Annotated in this window: 13 protein-coding genes and 1 riboswitch; of the genes, 7 read left to right on the top strand and 6 right to left on the bottom strand. The window is 59.4% G+C overall.

All coding sequences use genetic code 11. From position 1 onward, the window contains the following. Both AACS18_RS01290 and AACS18_RS01285 read right to left on the bottom strand, forming a co-directional pair. Positions 1-2078: YncE family protein (locus AACS18_RS01290; protein WP_374956628.1), on the bottom strand; the 2078-nt coding region annotated here is incomplete at its 3' end. A gap of 168 nt (positions 2079-2246) precedes the next feature. After that, complete coding sequence (locus AACS18_RS01285; protein WP_108613499.1) at positions 2247-4436, bottom strand: immunoglobulin-like domain-containing protein; 2190 nt, start codon at positions 4434-4436, stop codon at positions 2247-2249. Between the two features lie 51 nt (positions 4437-4487). Continuing rightward, positions 4488-4573, bottom strand: a riboswitch (cyclic di-GMP riboswitch). 424 nt (positions 4574-4997) lie between these two features. Here AACS18_RS01285 and prlC point away from each other — a divergent pair. Both prlC and AACS18_RS01275 read left to right on the top strand, forming a co-directional pair. Next, a complete protein-coding gene (gene prlC / locus AACS18_RS01280) occupies positions 4998-7040 on the top strand; it encodes an oligopeptidase A (protein WP_108613498.1) in 2043 nt (680 codons plus the stop codon). A 207-nt stretch (positions 7041-7247) separates the two neighbouring features. Further along, the gene (locus AACS18_RS01275) at positions 7248-9794 is read left to right on the top strand and encodes a putative bifunctional diguanylate cyclase/phosphodiesterase (RefSeq protein WP_108613497.1); all 2547 of its coding nucleotides are present in this window, start codon (positions 7248-7250) and stop codon (positions 9792-9794) included. A 6-nt stretch (positions 9795-9800) separates the two neighbouring features. Here the strand turns inward: AACS18_RS01275 and AACS18_RS01270 are convergent, their stop codons facing one another. Then, complete coding sequence (locus AACS18_RS01270; RefSeq protein ID WP_108613496.1) at positions 9801-10541, bottom strand: substrate-binding periplasmic protein; 741 nt, start codon at positions 10539-10541, stop codon at positions 9801-9803. 76 nt (positions 10542-10617) lie between these two features. Here AACS18_RS01270 and AACS18_RS01265 point away from each other — a divergent pair, with 76 nt between their 5' ends. Next, entirely contained in the window at positions 10618-11367 is a 750-nt protein-coding gene (locus AACS18_RS01265; protein WP_108613495.1) for a class I SAM-dependent methyltransferase, read from the top strand. A 70-nt stretch (positions 11368-11437) separates the two neighbouring features. On the opposite strand, the gene AACS18_RS01260 is transcribed toward AACS18_RS01265, so the two are convergent. Genes AACS18_RS01260 through rhlB form a run of 3 tightly spaced genes read right to left on the bottom strand, consistent with a single transcriptional unit; the run spans position 11438 to position 14514 of the window. Then, positions 11438-11692 (bottom strand): Rho-binding antiterminator, encoded by a 255-nt coding sequence (locus tag AACS18_RS01260; RefSeq protein WP_108613501.1) that lies wholly within the window; start codon positions 11690-11692, stop codon positions 11438-11440. 30 nt (positions 11693-11722) lie between these two features. Beyond that, a complete protein-coding gene (gppA, locus tag AACS18_RS01255; RefSeq protein WP_021229247.1) occupies positions 11723-13213 on the bottom strand; it encodes a guanosine-5'-triphosphate,3'-diphosphate diphosphatase in 1491 nt (496 codons plus the stop codon). Between the two features lie 11 nt (positions 13214-13224). Next, positions 13225-14514 carry an ATP-dependent RNA helicase RhlB gene (gene rhlB / locus AACS18_RS01250; protein WP_005339414.1) on the bottom strand — a complete coding sequence of 430 codons (1290 nt, stop codon included), beginning with the start codon at positions 14512-14514 and terminating at the stop codon, positions 13225-13227. A 113-nt stretch (positions 14515-14627) separates the two neighbouring features. Between rhlB and trxA the strand changes: the two genes are divergently transcribed. The 4 genes from trxA to AACS18_RS01230 form a co-directional block, all read left to right on the top strand. Beyond that, positions 14628-14954: a thioredoxin TrxA gene (trxA, locus tag AACS18_RS01245; protein ID WP_005339416.1), complete on the top strand. Its 327-nt coding sequence runs from the start codon at positions 14628-14630 to the stop codon at positions 14952-14954. A gap of 204 nt (positions 14955-15158) precedes the next feature. Continuing rightward, on the top strand, positions 15159-16424 hold the full coding sequence (gene rho / locus AACS18_RS01240) for a transcription termination factor Rho (RefSeq protein ID WP_005339417.1): 1266 nt from the start codon (positions 15159-15161) through the stop codon (positions 16422-16424). Positions 16425-16532: 108 nt separating this feature from the next. Further along, positions 16533-17525, top strand: a complete 993-nt coding sequence (locus tag AACS18_RS01235; protein WP_108613494.1) for a hypothetical protein — start codon at positions 16533-16535, stop codon at positions 17523-17525. 33 nt (positions 17526-17558) lie between these two features. Then, a partial coding sequence (locus tag AACS18_RS01230; RefSeq protein ID WP_374956627.1) for a UbiD family decarboxylase occupies positions 17559-18384 on the top strand: 826 nt, incomplete at its 3' end.

The raw sequence follows: 18384 nt of genomic DNA, 5'->3' as shown, positions 1-18384 counted from the left end.
GCCGTAAAGATCCCGTTCGGCACATAGCTGTTGCCGCCATTGCCGAACATCTCGTAGCCGTTCACCGTCTTGAAGTTGTACCAGACGTGTTTGAACTCCTCGGTCGAGACCATGTAGGCCAGGTTGGTGGTGATGATCAGCCACTCGCGGGCGTAGAGGGCATTGATGGGGCGCCAGGAGCCGCTGGTGTTGGTGGCGAAGCGCACGTTCCAGCTTGGCTTGAGGCGTGCCAGCTTCTGGGCAAACGGATCCGAGTTGGAGCTGAACCTGTGCTCGAACTTGGCTGGCAGATTAATGCTGTTGTCGAGCAGGTTGTTGAGATCAAACACCCCGTCGCGGCTGGCGCTGTTGAAGCGTCCCTGCTCGCCAAAGGCGCTCAGTGGCAGGGTGATTTGGGCATAGGCGGGCAGGCGATCGAGCTGGCCCAGGATCAGCCACTTGTTGATACCGTTCAGGCGTGACTCGATATTAATGTCATGCAGCTCTCTGGCGGCATAGTTGGTGATGCGCACCGTGTCGTTATCAAGCAGCTCGGTCTTGACCAGCGAATTGATGTTGACCGAACGCTGGGCGCGATCGATCAGCACCTCGTAGGGTTCGTCATTGCGCAGTATGTAGCTGACTGTGGCCGGCATCAGCTGATCGAAGATCAGCGGGCGAGCCGGCAACTGCTCGTCGGCCGTGAAGCTGATCTCCTTGCTCAGCAGCTGGTTGAAACCCAGGCCGCGTTCGTTGGCGGTGACAAGCGCCGAGCCCGCCAGCTGGAGATCTTTCAGCGCCGCCACGGGCTGCTGGTTGATCTCCCGGACAGTAAAGGTCGGGTTCTTGAACTGAAAGTCGTTGGCGATCAGGGTATCGGCATCATGCCATTCGATGCGGTCCTTGAAGTTCACCACCAGCCGATCGCCATCCATGTCGATTTTTTGCAGATTGTTGTCGGCGATCACCTGCTCAGGCGCCAGCGGGGTGTTGCTGGCGATGGCATCAGCCAGTTTGCGCAGGTCATAGATGTAGTAGTTTTTGCCAGCGGTATGGGCCAGGAGATAGTCACCCACCTGATGGAGTTGCACCAGACGGTGGCTGTATTTTCCTTCAAAGGCGAGCCGACCGGCGATGGGGGTCTTGAGGTTATTCTCCGGCGTCACATCCTGCTGGCGGTAGACCTTGATCTCGCTCAGCGCATCCGCCACCAGCACGTAGTCCTGATTGGCAAAGACGGCCTGGGCACGGTGCAGGCTGTTGCTGCCGGAATCCCGACCGGTTCCCAGAGTGGTGACATGGCGATGCTCGTCGGCCAGATCGAAGATATCGACACGGTGCGAGTAGCGCGAGACCACGTAGAGCAGGTTGTTCCGGACAAACAGTTCACTGACCTGGTTGTAGGCCGTGGTGCTGCCGGTTTCGGTGCCACGGATCTCGCCAATCCGCTGGCGACTCGGGGTATCGATAATGGCCACATGGCCCGGATTGCCGTTCTGGCTGACATAGAGCCGATCCTGATAGCGCTCGACCGCCGTGATCAGGCTGGCGTCCAGCCCCAGCTGGTCGGCCGCCAGCTCCTCACCTTTGTCCAGATATTGCAGCGAGGTGGCAAACGAGTTGACGCTGCAGGAGCGGGTCTCCATCACCACCCGGGTGCGTTCGCCATTCTGGATCTGGCCGTGGGGGAAGTACTCCAGCAGACAGCCGTTGCCGTAGTCATAGTTGCCAAAGCGCTTGTTGACCGCTACGACCCCACCGTCGTACCAGGTCAGCTCCCACTCCTCATCGAAGAAATCAAAGACGTTACGAATGGCTGTTTCGTCGAAAAAGTGGGGTTTGGGCAGATCGAACAGGATGTGGTTATCCGCCGTCAGCGGGTAGAGCAGGCCGTTGATGGCAAGGTGGCGCTTGCCATCCTTGATGATCACGTTCTGCTCGTCAGCCGCACTCTGATGCAGCGCGGCGAGACGCGCCGTCATCTGCTCGTAGTGCTCCTGATAGGTTTGTTTGAAATAGGCTTGTTCGCGCTCATCGGCCACGACATGGGCCGACAGCAGCAGTCCGAGCAGGGTGGCAAGCTTGGTGGTTCTTAGCATGGTGATTTCCTTATCTTGGTTGTTGTTGGACGTTTTTTGGTGGTTGGCAAGCATGTAAAAGAGAGGGGCTAACCCGTCCGGGTCAGTGCATCCTGCCCATCGGCAGCGTGGCCGACGGGCAGGATATGGGCGGGGGCCTGTCGGCCCCCGTTAGTGGTTGGGGCAAGGTCAGAGCTTGATCCAGGCATCGCTCCAGGCAGAGCCGGTACCCGGCGCATAGTGGCTGGTCGAGCCACCACACCAGCCGCTGTAGGGCCAGGGTTTGCACTCGTAGTTGCCACCGGCATTGCTGACCCGATCACCGGCCTGATAGCTGGTGTTGGGGGCGTAGGCCGGGTAGTCACCCTCGCCACCGCCGCTGCTCTCTTCGGTCAGCGCAACCGGGAAGCGCTGCACCACCGGCTGTTGGCCATCTGCCAGACCGGTGATCACCACGTCGTAGCTGCCGTCGGTTACATTGCTGCCTTGCAGCACCAGGGTGCTGGTGCCGTTCACCTGGCTGCTGGTGGTACCGTGGCTGTGGCCGCTCTGCTCCAGAGTCGCGGTGAGCTGTACCGGGTTGGCGGTGGTCACGTTGAAACGGATGCTGACCTGACCGTTGACTATGGTGTACTCGCTCGCCATGGCGCTGACGGTGAAGTCGCTGCTGCCTTCGGCGGGTGGCGTTGTGCCGCCGCAGTCGCTGTCGCCCTGTACGCGCCAGACGCCCCAGTCACCCGTGGTGCCCGGCTCTTCGTTCTGGGTCCACCAGCCTGCCAGCCAGTTCTTGCCGTTGTGGCTGACGATGTCGCCGCCCACATAGACCTTCTTGGCATCCCAGCTGTTTTCACAGACGGCGCCCTGCTCCCTGACGGTCACGTTGCGCTGCTGGGTTACCTGCTGACCGGCGCTGTCGCTCACCTGATAGGTGAGGGTGTAGCGGCCGACCTTGCTGCTGTCGACGTTGCCGCTGACCTTGATATGGGCGGTCAGGTCGCCATCTTCTTCATCATGGGCGCTGACGCCTGTCATCGGATCGAAAGCGGTACCCAGTTCCAGCGTGGTGTCGGTGACACCGCTGAACACCGGCTTCATGCTGTAGACCTCGATGGTACGTACCTGCTCGGTGACGTTGTTGTCGCGATCGCTCACCTTGTAGGTGAGGGGGTAGAGGCCGATGCGCTGGCTGTCTACCGAGCCTTCCACCTGGATTTGGCCAGTCAGGTCGCCATCTTCCTTGTCGTTGGCGCTGACACCGGCCAGCGGATCAAAGGCGGTGCCCTGCTTGATGCGGGTATCGCTCAGGCCGCTGAACACCGGCTTGCCGTTGTCGACCGGCGGCGTGATCTCCTGATCGTGGATGAAGGGGCCGTAGCTCTTGATGAAGGATTCGTTGTAGGACTGACCGGCAGCGTTGCGGCCCATGTCCCAGTTGATGGACCAGGTCATCACGCCACGCAGCGGTTGCCCCTCGCTCTTCAGGCGGTTGAAGGCGTTGTAGAGCTTCTGCGGATCTTGCACATAGCCGGTGGCGGCGGCGTCGATGTTGGTCGGAATGCCGAACACCAGCTTGTCATGGGGGATCTTGTAGAAGCCGCGGGTTCCGTTGCTCAGCGAATCCGCCATGTAGTAGATGAACTCTTCTTTCAGGGCATCGTTGTTCTGGGCAATCCAGCCGATCCCATCGATGTAGATACCGTCACCACCCTGGTTGTAGAACTGGGGATTGATCCAGTCGTAGTACCCTTCCAGATTGCGGATATAGGGGATGTAGGCGCCAGTCTGGGTCAGATAGGGGAACTCTGGCGCCATGGTGATGAGGAAGTTTTTCCCCTGGGCGCGGTAGTGATCCTTGACCAGACGCAGAGCCGCCGGGATCACGGTCTGGTTGTCAGCGGCGGTGATGGCGGCCTGTTCCAGATCGATATCCAGCCCGTCGAAGCCATAGGTCTCCACCAGACGGATGATCTCGTCGGCAAAGGCCTGCTCCTGACCCTTGCGCAGCTCGATGTGTGCATCGGCTCCGCCCAGCGCCAGCAGCACGGCACGGCCCTGACGGTTCAGCTCGGCGATCTGCTCGATAAACTGGCTTTCGCTCATGCCGATGGCCGGGTCGAGTTTGAAAGTGGGGATGGGATCGCTGCCATAGACCTTCATGAAGGAGACATCGACCACGTTGTATTGCGGGTTGACCTGATCGAGCTTGACGCAGGGGGCGATACCGCCCTTGTAGCCCGAGCCGTCACACCAGTTGTGCCAGTAGCCGACCACTACGCCGGACTGGGGGTTGACCATCGCCTGACCGGCACTGGCGGCATATGCCATGGGGGCGCCCATGCCGAGCAGGCAGCCAAGCAGGGATAATTTGAGTTTGTTCATCGTCTCTCCGTACGGTGCAAATGGGGCGTACAGCTATGGCCGAACGCTCCCGGGGGCAGCCCCGCTGTCATAGGTGTTTTCCTTTAGACCGGTGGCTTTGCGTCGCGCCCTTTCGGGTCGCTTTGCCTTTTTCACCCGATTTCTGTGCAGCACAGAGAATCAAGTGACCTGAGTAACAGGCAGCTTATGATATGCACTTAAAAACAAATTAATCAACGTATGTGCATGATTTGTTTTGGTTATTAATTTGTTGATTAGTTATTTTCCCAGCATGGAAAGGGCCAGAGATACACTGCTGTGACCTACTCCTGTGTTGAGTGGATTTGGTCTGCTGCCTGGTGATTCGAGAGTTGAAAAAGCTGCAAAAAGAGCAAAAAAGTACCCATTATTCATGCTGTTGCCGTCCAGTATCTGGCAGAGAGGTGTTTGAGTTCACAAAGAGGGGAAAACAGTGCCGAGAGGTGGATTCCCGCTTGATTATTGCGTGGCTTGGCCACATGTTAGAAAGCCATACAGAGCTGCTAAAGCGGTCTGTTCAAGACCAAACAAGAGGTAACCGGGATGAATAACCCTTTGCTGACAATGGATTCGCTGCCCCCTTTCAGCCAGATCAAGCCGGAGCAGGTGCAGCCAGCCGTGATTCAGGCGATTGCTGATTGCAAGCAGAAGATCAGCGATGTGCTGGCCCAGCGTGATCCCCATACCTGGGATAGCCTGATTGCCCCGCTGGAAGAGGTAAATGACCGCCTGTCACGGATCTGGTCACCGGTCAGCCACCTCAACTCCGTACTCAACAGCGAAGCGCTGCGCGAGGCCCATGACGCCTGCCTGCCGTTGCTCTCCGAATTCCAGACCTATGTTGGTCAGCATGAAGGGCTCTATCAGGCCTATCTGGCCCTCTCCCAGAGCGATGATTTCCCGCTGCTGAGCGGCGCCCAGCGCAAGGAGATCCAGAATACCCTGCGTGACTTCCGCCTCTCCGGCATCGGTCTGCCTGCCGAGGCGCAGCAGCGTTACGGCGAGATTCAGGCCCGCCTCTCCGAGCTGGCCTCCCGTTTCAGCAACAACGTGCTGGATGCGACCCAGGGCTGGCACAAGCTGGTGGCCGATGAAGCCGAATTGGCCGGTCTGCCCGACAGTGTGCGTGCCGCTGCCCGTCAGATGGCTGAACTTAAAGGCAAAGAGGGGTGGCTGTTCACTCTGGATATCCCTTCCTACCTGCCGGTGATGATGTACGCGGACAACCGCGAACTGCGCGCCGAGATGTATGAGGCCTTCACCACCCGCGCCTCCGATCAGGGCCCCAATGCGGGCAAGTGGGACAACTCCGCCATCATGAGCGAGCTGCTCACCCTGCGCCGCGAACTGGCTCAGTTGCTGGGCTTTGCCAACTATGCCGAGCTCTCCCTGGCCACCAAAATGGCGGACAAGACCGAACAGGTGGTGAGCTTCCTCACCGATCTGGCGGCCAAATCCCTGCCGCAAGGCAAGGCCGAGCTGGAGGAGATCCGCGCCTTCGCCGCCGAACAGCATGGTCAGAGCGAGCTGGCCGCCTGGGATCTCGCCTACTACGCCGAGAAGCTCAAGCAGCACAAGTTCTCCATCTCCGATGAGCAGTTGCGCCCCTACTTCCCCGCCAGCAAGGTGGTGAAGGGGTTGTTCGAAGTGGTGAAGCGGGTGTTCGGCATGAAGGTGCGCGAGCGCCTCGGCATCGACACCTGGCACCCGGACGTGCGCTTCTACGACATCTTCGATGCCGACGACGAGCTGCGCGGCAGCTTCTATCTCGACCTCTACGCCCGCGAGCACAAGCAGGGCGGGGCCTGGATGGATGTCTGTCTGGGTCGTCGCTACCGTCAGGATGGTTCACTGCAAAAGCCGGTGGCCTACCTGACATGCAACTTCAACGGCCCGGTGGATGGTAAGCCTGCACTGTTTACCCACAACGAAGTGGTCACCCTGTTCCATGAGTTTGGCCACGGTATTCACCACATGCTGACCCGCATCGATGTGGCCGGTGTCGCCGGTATCAACGGCGTGGCCTGGGATGCGGTGGAGCTGCCGAGCCAGTTCCTCGAGAACTGGTGCTGGGAGTCCGAAGCACTGGCCTTTATCTCCGGCCACTACGAGACCGGCGAGCCGCTGCCTGCCGAGCTGCTGGAGAAGATGCTGACCGCCCGCAACTTCCAGGCTGCGATGCAGATGCTGCGCCAGCTGGAGTTCGCCCTGTTCGACTTCCGTCTCCATCAGGAGTTTGATCCGGCCAATCCGGCACAGCTCCCGGCGCTGCTGGATGAGGTGCGCAGTCAGGTAGCAGTGATGACGCCGCCAGCGTTCAACCGCTTCCAGCACAGCTTCTCCCACATCTTCGCCGGCGGCTATGCGGCGGGCTACTACAGCTACAAATGGGCCGAGGTGCTCTCTGCCGATGCCTTCTCCCGCTTCGAGGAGGAGGGGATCTTCAACCCGGCCACCGGCCAATCTTTCCTGAAGAATATTCTGGAGAAGGGAGGCTCGAAGGAGCCGATGGAGCTGTTCCGAGCCTTCCGTGGTCGTGAGCCCAAGGTGGATGCGCTGTTGCGACACAGCGGGATCGCTGCCTGAGATTCCTGACCCGCAGCCTGTGTGAGCTTCAAGCAGGTACACTGTTTTGCAGCATAGTGGGATCGAGTCGTGATTTCTGCGACAAAAAGGGACCTTTTGGTCCCTTTTTTCAAGGCTTTTTAATATCTTGCTGATTGCATATTTGCACTGCCCACGGCTCTTCAGTAGAGTCGTGTTCTAACCTTCAAGGAGAGAAAGCCACTTGCCATGAGGCGAGCACTCGATTCCGTCTATCAAATCATCTCAAGTCTGGCTCATTCGAGCGGCCAGGGATATTTCGATACCTTTGTGAGTGAAATCGCCGCTGCTGTGATGGCTGATGTCGTCCTGATCGCCAGCAGGGCATCAAATGATGCCCACCTGACGATTCAGGCTGCCCATCCCTCCTCTCTTGACCCCGATACCCTGACGCTGCCACTGACTGACTCTCCTGATGCCATTACCTGGCAGGAGGGGGAAGCCTGGTTCAGCGATCGTCTGTTGCAGCTGTTCCCCGCGATGCCGCTTGCCGATGCGTGGCAAGCCCAGGCCTACGCCGGGATCGCCCTCAAGGATGCGGATGGCGAGACCATAGGTATCTGCTGCCTGCTCTATCGTCAGCCTCAGGCCAATATGACCAAGGTGATGGGGCTGCTCCGGTTGCTGGGGCCGCTGGCCGGTCGCGAACTGGCCTTGATGCTGCAACGCCAGCTGCCGCAACTCTTACCTGATACCCCTCATGTGCTGCAGAGCATGCTGTTTCAGGCCCCGGTGGGGATCGGCAAGCTCGATCTCACCGGCCGCATTCTCTGGGCCAATCCGGCTATCGAGAAGATGTTGGGCTATCCCCTAGACGAGCTGCTTCATCGCTCCATCTCCGACATCAATCACCCGGAGGATTGGCAGCGCAGCCTTGAGTGCTACGAAGAGATCCGGCGCGGCGAGCGCAGCAGTTTCACCCAAGAGAAGCGCTACTTCTGCAAGGGGGGCGAGATCCTGTGGGGACGGGTGACTGTCACCCTGATCCGCGACGAGCAGCAGCAGCCGGACTACCTGATGGTGCTGCTGGAGAATATCGATCCCCTCAAGCGCCATGCGGAGCAGCTCAAGCTCTCCCACCGGGTCTACGACAACCTCTCCGAAGCGATTCTGGTGTGCGATGCCGACAGCCGCATCATCTCGGTCAACCCGGCCTTCGAGCAGATCACCGGCTACAGCAGCGACGAGGTGCGGGGCCAGCGTCCCAGCATGCTCAAGTCCGGGCTGCACGATCAGACCTTCTATGCCGACATGTACCACGCGCTGGAGCGGGTGGGGGTGTGGCGTGGCGAAGTGTGGAACAAGCGCAAGAACGGCAAGCTCTATCCGCAGCAGCTGATGATCAGCACCCTGCGTGAAGCCGGCAAAATCCAGCAGTATATCGCCATTTTCAGCGATCTTTCCCAGACCAAGGTGGCCGAGCAGAAGATCGCGACCCAGGCCAACTACGACAACCTTACCAGCCTGCCCAACCGCTGGCTGTTTGGCCGCTGCCTCACCCGCTTCTGCGAGCGGGGCGAGCGCTTCGCGCTCATGGTGCTCGACCTCAACAACTTCAAGGCGGTCAATAACAGCATGGATCACCATGCTGGCGATGCCCTGCTGCGGGAGGTGTCGGATCGACTGGTGAGCCGGGTGCGCACCGAAGATCTGGTGGCCCGCATCGGTGGCGACGAGTTCGCGTTTCTGGTGCCCGGCATCGTCACCCGCCGTCAGGCCGAGGTGTTTGCCAAGCAGGTGATCGGCAGCTTTGCCCGTCCCTTTATGCTGGCCAACCAGCATCTCTATGTGACCGCGACCATCGGCATGACCCTCTGCCCGGTTGATGGCAGCGAGAGCGACGAGCTGCTGCGCAACGCCGAACAGGCGCTGTTTGCGGCCAAGCGACAGGGACGGTTGCTCGGTGCCTACTGCTCATCCATGCGAGAAGAGGTGCGCCAGCGCCACCAGATGCAGCAGGATCTGGCCGAAGCGATCAAGCTAGAGCAGCTGACCATGGCCTACCAGCCCATCTGGGACAATCGCAGCGGACGGGTCGCCAAGCTGGAAGCGCTGGTGCGCTGGTATCACCCCCACTGGGGGCAGGTATCCCCTGCCGAGTTTATTCCGCTGGCGGAAGAGGCGGGATTGATTCAGGGGCTGGGTGCGCTGGTATTGTGGCAATCGTGCCGGGATCTGGCGCGGTTGCAGCAATCCGGCTTCCCTGATCTGCAGATGTCGATCAACCGTTCCACCATGGAGTTCCAGACCATCGACCCCGAGGCGAGCGAGTGGCTCAAGGTGATCCAGCACTTCGGGCTCGATCCTGCCGACATCGTCATCGAAATCACCGAATCTCTGCTGATGGAGAGCAGCGATCAGCACAGGGTGCGGATCGATGCCCTGCGCGAGGCGGGCTGCAAGCTGGCCATCGACGATTTCGGTACCGGCTACTCGGCCCTCAACTATCTGCGCACCTTCCCGGTAGATCTGGTCAAGATCGACCGCTCCTTCGTGCGCCATATCCCCTTCAACGAGCAGGATCGGATGCTGCTCGACGGCATCATCAACATAGTGCACAACCTCGGCATGCAGGTGGTGATCGAGGGGGTAGAGACCCGCGAGCAGCTCAACTTCCTCTGCCAGAAGGGGTGTGCCTTCACCCAGGGTTATCTGCTCAGCCGCCCGCTGGCCTATGACGATCTCACCGAATATCTGCAGCTCAATGACAAAGGGATGTTTCTGCAGATCAGCTAGTGGCGCTTACTCCTTCGATGTCATCTGTTCCTGTTTGGTTTTCAATGTCCGGTAATCCTCGCCGAGATAGCGCAAATAGATGCGATCCAGTACTCCCTCATCCTGCATCTGTTGCAGCGCCTTGTTGTAGGCAGGCAGCAGGTCAGCCTTCTGTTTGCCAAAACAGAGGTAGAGCGGCGTCGAATCGATAAAGGGGGTGAGGGCGCGGATCCTGACGTCCTGCTCTCTCGACAGAATGGGGGCAGAGAAGTAGTCCAGGATGATCATATCGACCCGGCTCTTTTCCAGCATCAGTAGCAGCTGTTTGTCGGAGTGAACCTTGATGGGCTCCCAGCCGGTGAAGTTCCTGATCTTGGCCGTATAGTCATACCCCCTGACCATCCCTACTTTCAGCTCCTTGGCCATCTCCCACGAGAAGTTCTGTAACGGACTGTCGGTACGTACATAGGCGGCCAGAGGATAGAAGGCGGTGGCAAGGTCAGAGTGATAGCAACCGGGGAGAGGGGCGTTGTCGAGAATGCCATCCGCCAGCTGGGTGCTGACATACTGCTCGCAGCGTCCCCAAGGCAGTTCAAGCAGGGTGAGGTTCATGCCAAGGCGGCGCGCCACCTCTTGATGTATCTCCACCGAAATGCCCTCTTTCAGGTTGCCCTGTTCGGCATAGGAAAAGGGAGGCCAGTCTACGCCGCAGACCTTCAGGTTTGTGCCGCTCTGGGCGGCGAGGAGCAGGGCAATGAACAGGTTCATGGGATTTCCTCCCTACAGCGACTTGAAGGGGCTGTGGTACACTCGGTTCACTGAACTTAGAACGCATCCAAAGACCATGCAAATCCTCCTCGAAGACCCCACCAAGGCCGCGCAGGCAGACGCGCTGGCCAGCCAGCTTGCCCTGCTCGACCTTCCCCAGTTTGCCCTGGTGTTTACCCCGGAACGGTTGGAGCTGCGCAAGCTGGATGAGCCCAAGCTGGGAGCTGTCTATGTGGACTTCGTGGAAGGGGCGGTGGCGCATCGCCGCAAGTTTGGCGGCGGTCGCGGCCAGTCCATCGCCAAGGCGGTGGGGCTGAAGGCCGGAGCCACTCCGACCGTGGTGGATGCCACTGCCGGGCTGGGGCGCGATGCCTTCGTACTCGCCTCTCTCGGTTGCAAGGTGACCCTGATCGAACGCAGCTCTGTGGTGGCCGCTCTGTTGCAGGATGGGCTGGCACGGGCGGCACAGGATCCCGAGATTGGCCCCTGGGTCAACGAGCGGATGCACCTGCTGCAAGGCCCGGCGGTGGACAACCTGCTGGCGTTGCCGGAGCGGCCCGAGGTGATCTACCTCGACCCCATGTTCCCTCACAAGCAGAAGTCAGCGTTGGTGAAAAAGGAGATGCGGGTGTTCCAGTCGTTGGTGGGGCCGGATCTCGATGCGGATGCCTTGTTGCCGGCTGCCCTCAAGATGGCTGATAAGCGGGTGGTGGTGAAGCGGCCCGACTACGCCGGCTGGCTCAATGAACAGAAGCCCAGCATGGCCATCGAGACCAAGAGCAACCGCTTCGATGTCTATGTGATGGCGGCGCTGGCGGCGAGTTAACGGCCGGTGCGAGCCGCAGATGCAAAAAGGAGGGCCAACGTCATGTTGGCCCTCCTTTTTCGTATTAGATTCAGTTGGTTGGCGCGAAGCGGATCAGCTTTTCTTCCCCTTGCCAGTTCAGGCGCAGGGTCGCCAGTTCTGCCAGACTGAGCCGCTCGCCACTGTGCAGCAACAGATACTCGACCCCTTCGCTGGCTTCGATAGTGCGGATCTTGTCATCCCGCTGGCGACCATCGCGGCTGGTGAGGGTCACCGGCAGTTGCCAGCTGGCGGCAATTTCGAGCCAGTCGTAGAGATCGCAGCTGATGGGTTGATAATCCGGCATGATCGGCTCCAAAACAGGCAGGTCGCTGAGTCAGGCTTCCTGTACGCGGGTCGGCCAGCCCATCTTCTGCTGGCGTTCCACTTCAAAGCGCAGCTCGCTGGCACGCAGGTAGTGTTCATCCATCCAGCCCTTGGGCAGGGTCAGGGTCAGTGACTCCTCTTCTGCCTGCAGGGTGAAGCTGGGCACTGTGCCCTGGGTACGGCGCATGCAGAGGATCAGCGCGATGCGCAGGATACGGGCCAGCCGGATCGCCTGACGACCGGTGACGGCACCCTGTTTCTCCAGTGGTTCCAGCTTGAATTCGTCCCGCTGGTTGAACAGCAGGGCCGACAACAGCTTCTTTTGCGCAGGGGTAAAGCCCGGCATGTCGATGTTGTCGATGATGTAGGCGGCGTGTTGCGGCGCCTTCTTGTATTCGATACAGAGGCCGATCTCGTGCAGCAGGGCGGCATAACGCAAGATCGGACGACCGTAGCGTTTGGAGAGTCGCCAGGCCGGTTGCAGCTGGTTGAACGCCTCGACAGCGGTATCGCGCACCCGTTCGGCGTGCTCTTTATCCAGCTGATAGCGGCTGATCAGGCTGTCGGCGGTACGATCTCGGGCATCACAGTCATGATTGTTGCCCAGCAGACCGTAGATCAGTCCTTCACGCAGGGCGCCACCCGCGAGGGTCATGCTCTCGATATCGAGGGTTTCGAAGATGGCAATCAGGATGGCGAGGCCGGAGGGGAACACGGTCAGCCGCTCGGCCGCCAGCCCTTCCAGTTGCAGCCGGTCGAGCTTGCCGCAGGCGATGGCCTGACCCATCAGTTCCTGCAGTTTCGGCAGGGTGACCCGTTCGCTCTTCCCTTGCGCCAGCATGATCTCTTGCAGCGCCTGTACCGTGCCGGAGGCGCCGACACAGGTGCGCCAGCCGAGGATGCGGTAATCTTCCGCCACCTTCTCCAGTACCGCCTTGGCGGCAGCAATCGCCTGCTCGAAACGGGCTTCGGAGAGCTCGCCATCACCAAAGTGATTATTGAGCCAAGTGACGCAGCCCATGTGCAGGCTGTTGAGCAGTTTTGCTTCGCTATGTTCGCCGATCACCAGTTCGGTACTGGCGCCGCCGATGTCGATCACCAGTCGATTGCCTTCCCCGGCAGAGGTCCAGGAGACCCCTTCATAGATGGTCTTGGCCTCTTCCTCGCCCGAGATGATCTCGATGCTGTGGTTGAGTACCCGTTCCGCTTCGCTGAGGAACTCGTCGACGTTGGTGGCAAGGCGCAGTGTGGCCGTGCCCACCACCCGGATATTGTCGGCCGGAATGTCCTGCAACTGTTCGGAGAACAGACGCAAACAGTCCCAGCCCCGCTCCATGGCGGCACGGCTGAGACGAAATTCCGGATCGAGCCCGGCTGCGAGGCGAACCTTGCGCTTGACCTTGGCGACGGTGCGCAGGGCACCGGCGACCTCGCGCACCACCAGCATATGAAAGCTGTTGGAGCCGAGGTCGATGGCGGCATAGAGAGGCGAGTTGTGCAACGGGCCTGTCCTTAGCTCTTGCGCGGCGGACGACGACGGTTGTTGCTGTTGCCACCGCCCTGACGATCCCGCATGTTGCGGTTCACCGGCTGACGGTTGCGGAACACCCGTTTCGGCGGGGTCACGTCATCCAGCAGCGCTTCGCGATCATATTTGCTGACCGGAATGGCGTGGTGGATGTACTCCTCGATGGCCGGCAGGTTGAAGGCATAGTCTTCACAGGCCAGGCTGATGGAGTGACCGCTCTTGCCGGCACGACCGGTACGACCTATACGGTGTACATAGTCTTCGGCGTCGTCGGGCAGGTCATAGTTGAAGACGTGGGTCACGTCAGGGATGTGCAGACCACGGGCGGCCACGTCGGTGGCGACCAGAATATCGAGCGCACCTTTGGTGAAATCCTCGAGGATCTTCATCCGCTTCTTCTGTGGCACATCACCGGTCAGCAGACCGACGCGATGGCCGTCGTTTTCCAGCCAGGCATGGACGTCTTCACATACGTGCTTGGTGTTGGCGAAGACGATGGCTTTTTCCGGCCACTCCTCTTCCATCAGGGAGAGCAGCAGCAACATCTTGTCTTCATTGGAGGGGTAGAACAGCTCCTCCTTGATCCGCACGCCGGTCATCTGCTCCGGCTCTACCTGCACATGTTCCGGGTGGTTCATGTGTTCGTAGGCCAGCTCCTGCACACGCAGGGAGAGGGTGGCGGAGAACAGCATGCTCAGACGCTCGGTCGCGGGCGGCATGCGGCGGAACAGGAAGCGGATGTCCTTGATGAAGCCCAGATCGAACATGCGATCCGCTTCGTCCAGTACCACGACCTGAATGTTGCTCAGATCGATCACCTTGGACTTGAAGTAGTCGATGATGCGGCCGGTGGTGCCGATCAGGATGTCGACGCCCTGCTCCAACACGGCCAGCTGCTTGTCGTAACCTTCGCCACCGTAGGCGAGGCCGAGTTTCAGGCCGGTAGAAGCGGCGATGCTGTCGGCATCGTTATAGATCTGTACTGCCAGTTCCCGGGTGGGTGCCATGATGATGGCTCTGGGTTGGTTAACCAGACGGGGCTTGGTCAGCGGGTGAGTCAGCAAATAGTTGAATGTCGCGGCCAGGAAGGCAATGGTCTTGCCGGTTCCTGTCTGGGCCTGACCGGCGAGGTCATGACCTTCTACCAGCAGTGGCAGAGACAGTGCCTGGATGGGCGTGCAATAGTGAAATCCCTTTGATTCCAGACCAGCCAGAACTTCGGGTTCGAGGCCCATTTGGGCGAATTTGTCGGTCGTTAAGTGTGTTTTGCTCATGGCGGTAGGTTATCAGGTTAGGCTTGCAATAATAAACAGGATCATTTCAAATAGGGCAACTATTGCCTTTGTTGATATGTCAATAAAGCCTTAATTACTGACTGGAGTTGGAGATGAGTGACAAGATTGTTCAGCTGAGCGATGCCAGCTTCGAGGCAGATGTAATCAAAGCCGATGGCGCCGTTCTGGTCGACTTCTGGGCCGAGTGGTGTGGTCCGTGCAAGATGATTGCCCCGATCCTGGAAGAAGTTGCCCAAGAGTACGAAGGTCGCGTGACCGTAGCCAAACTGAACATCGACCATAACTCTGATACTCCGCCCAAGTACGGCATTCGTGGTATCCCGACCCTCTTGCTGTTCAAGAATGGCGAAGTGGCAGCGACCAAGGTCGGTGCACTGTCCAAGACTCAGCTGAAAGAGTTCCTGGACGGCAACCTGTAATAATTAAAGAGGAGCGCATTGCAATAATGCGCTCCTTGTGTTTTATCACCTAGACGCTCATCCCGATTGGTGCTAGTTTATCGCTCGTTTGCTAACCTTTTTGCCTGACTCTTTGCTAACCACAGCCTGGCAATCAAATCCGATCAGCATCAATCCAGCAGACTGTCTCCTCATTTCAATCCTTGCTTACAGACTTTCACCACTATGAATCTGACTGAATTAAAGAACACTCCTGTGTCCGAGCTGGTCAAGCTTGGCGAATCCATGGGGTTGGAAAATCTGGCTCGGGCGCACAAGAAAGATATTATTTTTGCAATCCTCAAGGCGCACGCCAAGGGCGGTGAAGATATCTTTGGCGACGGTGTGCTGGAAATCCTGACCGATGGTTTCGGCTTCCTGCGCAGTGCAGACGGCTCCTATCTGGCAGGCCCTGACGATATCTACGTCTCCCCGAGCCAGATCCGTCGCTTCAACCTGCGTACCGGCGATACCATCTCCGGCAAGATCCGGCCACCGAAAGAGGGCGAACGCTACTTCGCACTGCTCAAGGTCAATGAGGTCAACTACGACCGTCCGGAAAACTCCCGCAACAAGATCCTGTTTGAAAACCTTACCCCCCTGCATGCCAACGAACGTCTGCGTATGGAACGGGGTAATGGCTCTACCGAAGATATTACCGCCCGTGTACTGGACCTGGCTTCCCCCATCGGTAAAGGCCAGCGTGGCCTGATCGTGGCGCCGCCCAAGGCCGGTAAGACCATGCTGCTGCAGAACATCGCCCAGAGCATCGCCTACAACCACCCGGACTGTGAACTGATCGTTCTGCTGATCGACGAGCGTCCGGAAGAAGTGACCGAGATGCAACGCATGGTAAAAGGTGAAGTGATCGCTTCCACCTTTGACGAGCCTGCTTCCCGTCACGTTCAGGTTGCCGAAATGGTGATCGAGAAGGCCAAGCGTCTGGTCGAGCACAAGAAAGATGTGGTGATCCTGCTGGACTCCATCACCCGTCTGGCTCGCGCCTACAACACTGTTATCCCGTCATCCGGCAAGGTACTGACCGGTGGTGTGGACGCCAACGCCCTGCACCGTCCCAAGCGCTTCTTCGGCGCCGCGCGTAATGTTGAGGAGGGCGGCAGCCTGACCATCATCGCCACCGCGCTGATCGATACCGGTTCCAAAATGGACGAGGTTATCTACGAAGAGTTCAAGGGTACCGGCAACATGGAACTGCACCTCTCGCGCAAGATTGCCGAGAAGCGTGTCTACCCGGCTATCGACATCACCCGCTCAGGCACCCGTAAAGAAGAGCTGCTCACCTCAGGTGACGAGCTGCAGAAGATGTGGATCCTGCGCAAGATTGTCCACCCGATGGGCGAAATCGACGGTATCGAATTCCTCATCGACAAGCTGGCGATGACCAAGACCAACGACGAGTTCTTCGACGCCATGCGGCGCCAGCAGAAGTAAGTCCGGTCAGAAAATGACGAAACCGCGGCCCTGGTCGCGGTTTTTGTTTATCTGTTTTCCGGTCGCCCTAGTAGTATGAGATCCCGATGTCACATGGATGGAGACGTCATGAAGCCTGTTTTCTGGTTATTGCTGGGGTTGCTGAGTGCAATGCCAGCCTGCGCGCAGAGTGCACCGGTCGCGGTGACAGCCGAGACGTTGCAGACGCACCAACGCTATCTGGCGGGCCGTCTGCAGGAGGGGCAATTTGCAGCCATCGACTCCCTGTTGGCGACCCTGAGTCGCGAGCGGCGGGAGTTCCTGCTGTTGCAGCTGCTGCGGGATATTCCAGCTACCACCCCTGCATCTCCTGCGTTGCAACAATGGGTCGAGGCTCAGGCCGACAAGGCCCCCGAGTGGCTCATGGAGCAGCAGGTCGACGGTTTTCTGGTGCAGCAACCTGTCTATGATTTTGCCGCGCAGGCCCGTCAGTTGCTGGGGGAGTGGCAGCTGCAATCACTGATGCAGCGCTATCGGCAGCAGCTTGCCCAGGGCAGCTTCCAGCTAAAGTCCATCTACTACAGCAGTAACCCCGATCTCGCCATGCAGCAGCAAGCCCTGTTGCTGGCCCTCGACACCTTGCCGCAGCCGATCTGGATGCGGGAGGCGCAAGCGCTGGCCAGCCAGAATATCTATCTGCCCGATAATCACCTGTTGTTCCATCTGTTGCAGCGCACCGGGGAACCGGCGCTCTATGGCATGCTGTGGCGGCGGCCGGCAGATCAGGATGCGCTGCGTGCACTCTCTACCATCAACCGCTTCCATCACGGCAGTGCTGCCAGCGATCTGCTGATTGCCGCCAGTGGCAACGAGGGGTTGAAGGGGGCCGCCCTGCGCCAGCTGAGCGCGCTCTCCCCCTTGCCGCCGCAGGCCCAGAAATACCTGCTGGCGGAACTCTCCAACCGCCAATACGGGGCGCTGGTGGCCGGCCTGTTGATGGAGGTGGACGAGCCCCAGCTGCTCTCTGCACTGGCCAGACGCCTTGGCCAGCGTGACATGCCACCCATTGCACCGAGTCTGCTGCCCGATTCGGGTACACCCGATGGGCAGCCAGGGTTATAATGCGTGACCTCCTGAACCCGGTTGGGAACTTGCATGAAATACAAGGATTTGCGTGATTTCATCGCGCAGCTGGAACAAAACGGACAACTCAAGCGCATCACCCGCGAGATAGATCCCTATCTGGAGATGACCGAGATCAGCGATCGCACCCTGCGTGCGGGTGGCCCGGCTCTGCTGTTCGAAAATCCCAAAGGCTACACCATGCCGGTGCTGACCAACCTGTTCGGTACCCCGGATCGGGTTGCCATGGGCATGGGCCAGCCCGATGTGGACGCCCTGCGTCAGGTCGGGGTCTGGCTCTCCTATCTCAAGGAGCCCGAGCCGCCCAAGGGATTCAAGGAGCTGATGGAGAAGCTGCCGATCTTCAAGCAGGTGCTCAACATGCCGACCAAGCGCCTCTCTTCCGCCCCCTGCCAGCAGGTGGTGCAGGAGGGAGATGCGGTCGATCTCGACCTGATCCCGATCCAGCACTGCTGGCCCGGCGATGTGGCGCCGCTGGTCACCTGGGGCCTCACCATCACCCGTGGCCCCTACAAGAAGCGCCAGAACCTCGGCATCTATCGCCAGCAGAAGATCGCCAAAAACAAGCTGATTATGCGCTGGCTCGATCATCGTGGCGGTGCCATCGATTTTCGCGAGTGGCAGGAGGCCCATCCCGGTGAGCGATTCCCGGTGGTGGTGGCACTCGGTGCCGATCCCGCGACCATTCTCGGCGCGGTGACGCCGGTGCCGGATACTCTCTCCGAATATGCCTTTGCCGGTCTGCTGCGCGGCAGCCGTACCGAGGTGATCAAGGCCATCAGCTGCGATTTGGAGGTGCCCGCCAGCGCCGAGATCGTGCTGGAAGGCTATCTTGAGC

It is taken from the genome of Aeromonas sp. HMWF015, assembly GCF_963878965.1.
In the GTDB taxonomy this organism is placed as follows: Bacteria; Pseudomonadota; Gammaproteobacteria; order Enterobacterales; family Aeromonadaceae; genus Aeromonas; species Aeromonas veronii.
Note: the sequence above shows the minus strand (reverse complement) of the source record. Positions and strands in the feature narration are given on the sequence as shown.

Coding starts and splice junctions, on each gene's coding strand:
- AACS18_RS01285 (WP_108613499.1), bottom strand. CDS start 4,436: ATGAACAAACTCAAATTATCCCTGCTTGGCTGCCTGCTCGGCATGGGC.
- prlC (WP_108613498.1), top strand. CDS start 4,998: ATGAATAACCCTTTGCTGACAATGGATTCGCTGCCCCCTTTCAGCCAG.
- AACS18_RS01275 (WP_108613497.1), top strand. CDS start 7,248: ATGAGGCGAGCACTCGATTCCGTCTATCAAATCATCTCAAGTCTGGCT.
- AACS18_RS01270 (WP_108613496.1), bottom strand. CDS start 10,541: ATGAACCTGTTCATTGCCCTGCTCCTCGCCGCCCAGAGCGGCACAAAC.
- AACS18_RS01265 (WP_108613495.1), top strand. CDS start 10,618: ATGCAAATCCTCCTCGAAGACCCCACCAAGGCCGCGCAGGCAGACGCG.
- AACS18_RS01260 (WP_108613501.1), bottom strand. CDS start 11,692: ATGCCGGATTATCAACCCATCAGCTGCGATCTCTACGACTGGCTCGAA.
- rhlB (WP_005339414.1), bottom strand. CDS start 14,514: ATGAGCAAAACACACTTAACGACCGACAAATTCGCCCAAATGGGCCTC.
- trxA (WP_005339416.1), top strand. CDS start 14,628: ATGAGTGACAAGATTGTTCAGCTGAGCGATGCCAGCTTCGAGGCAGAT.
- rho (WP_005339417.1), top strand. CDS start 15,159: ATGAATCTGACTGAATTAAAGAACACTCCTGTGTCCGAGCTGGTCAAG.
- AACS18_RS01235 (WP_108613494.1), top strand. CDS start 16,533: ATGAAGCCTGTTTTCTGGTTATTGCTGGGGTTGCTGAGTGCAATGCCA.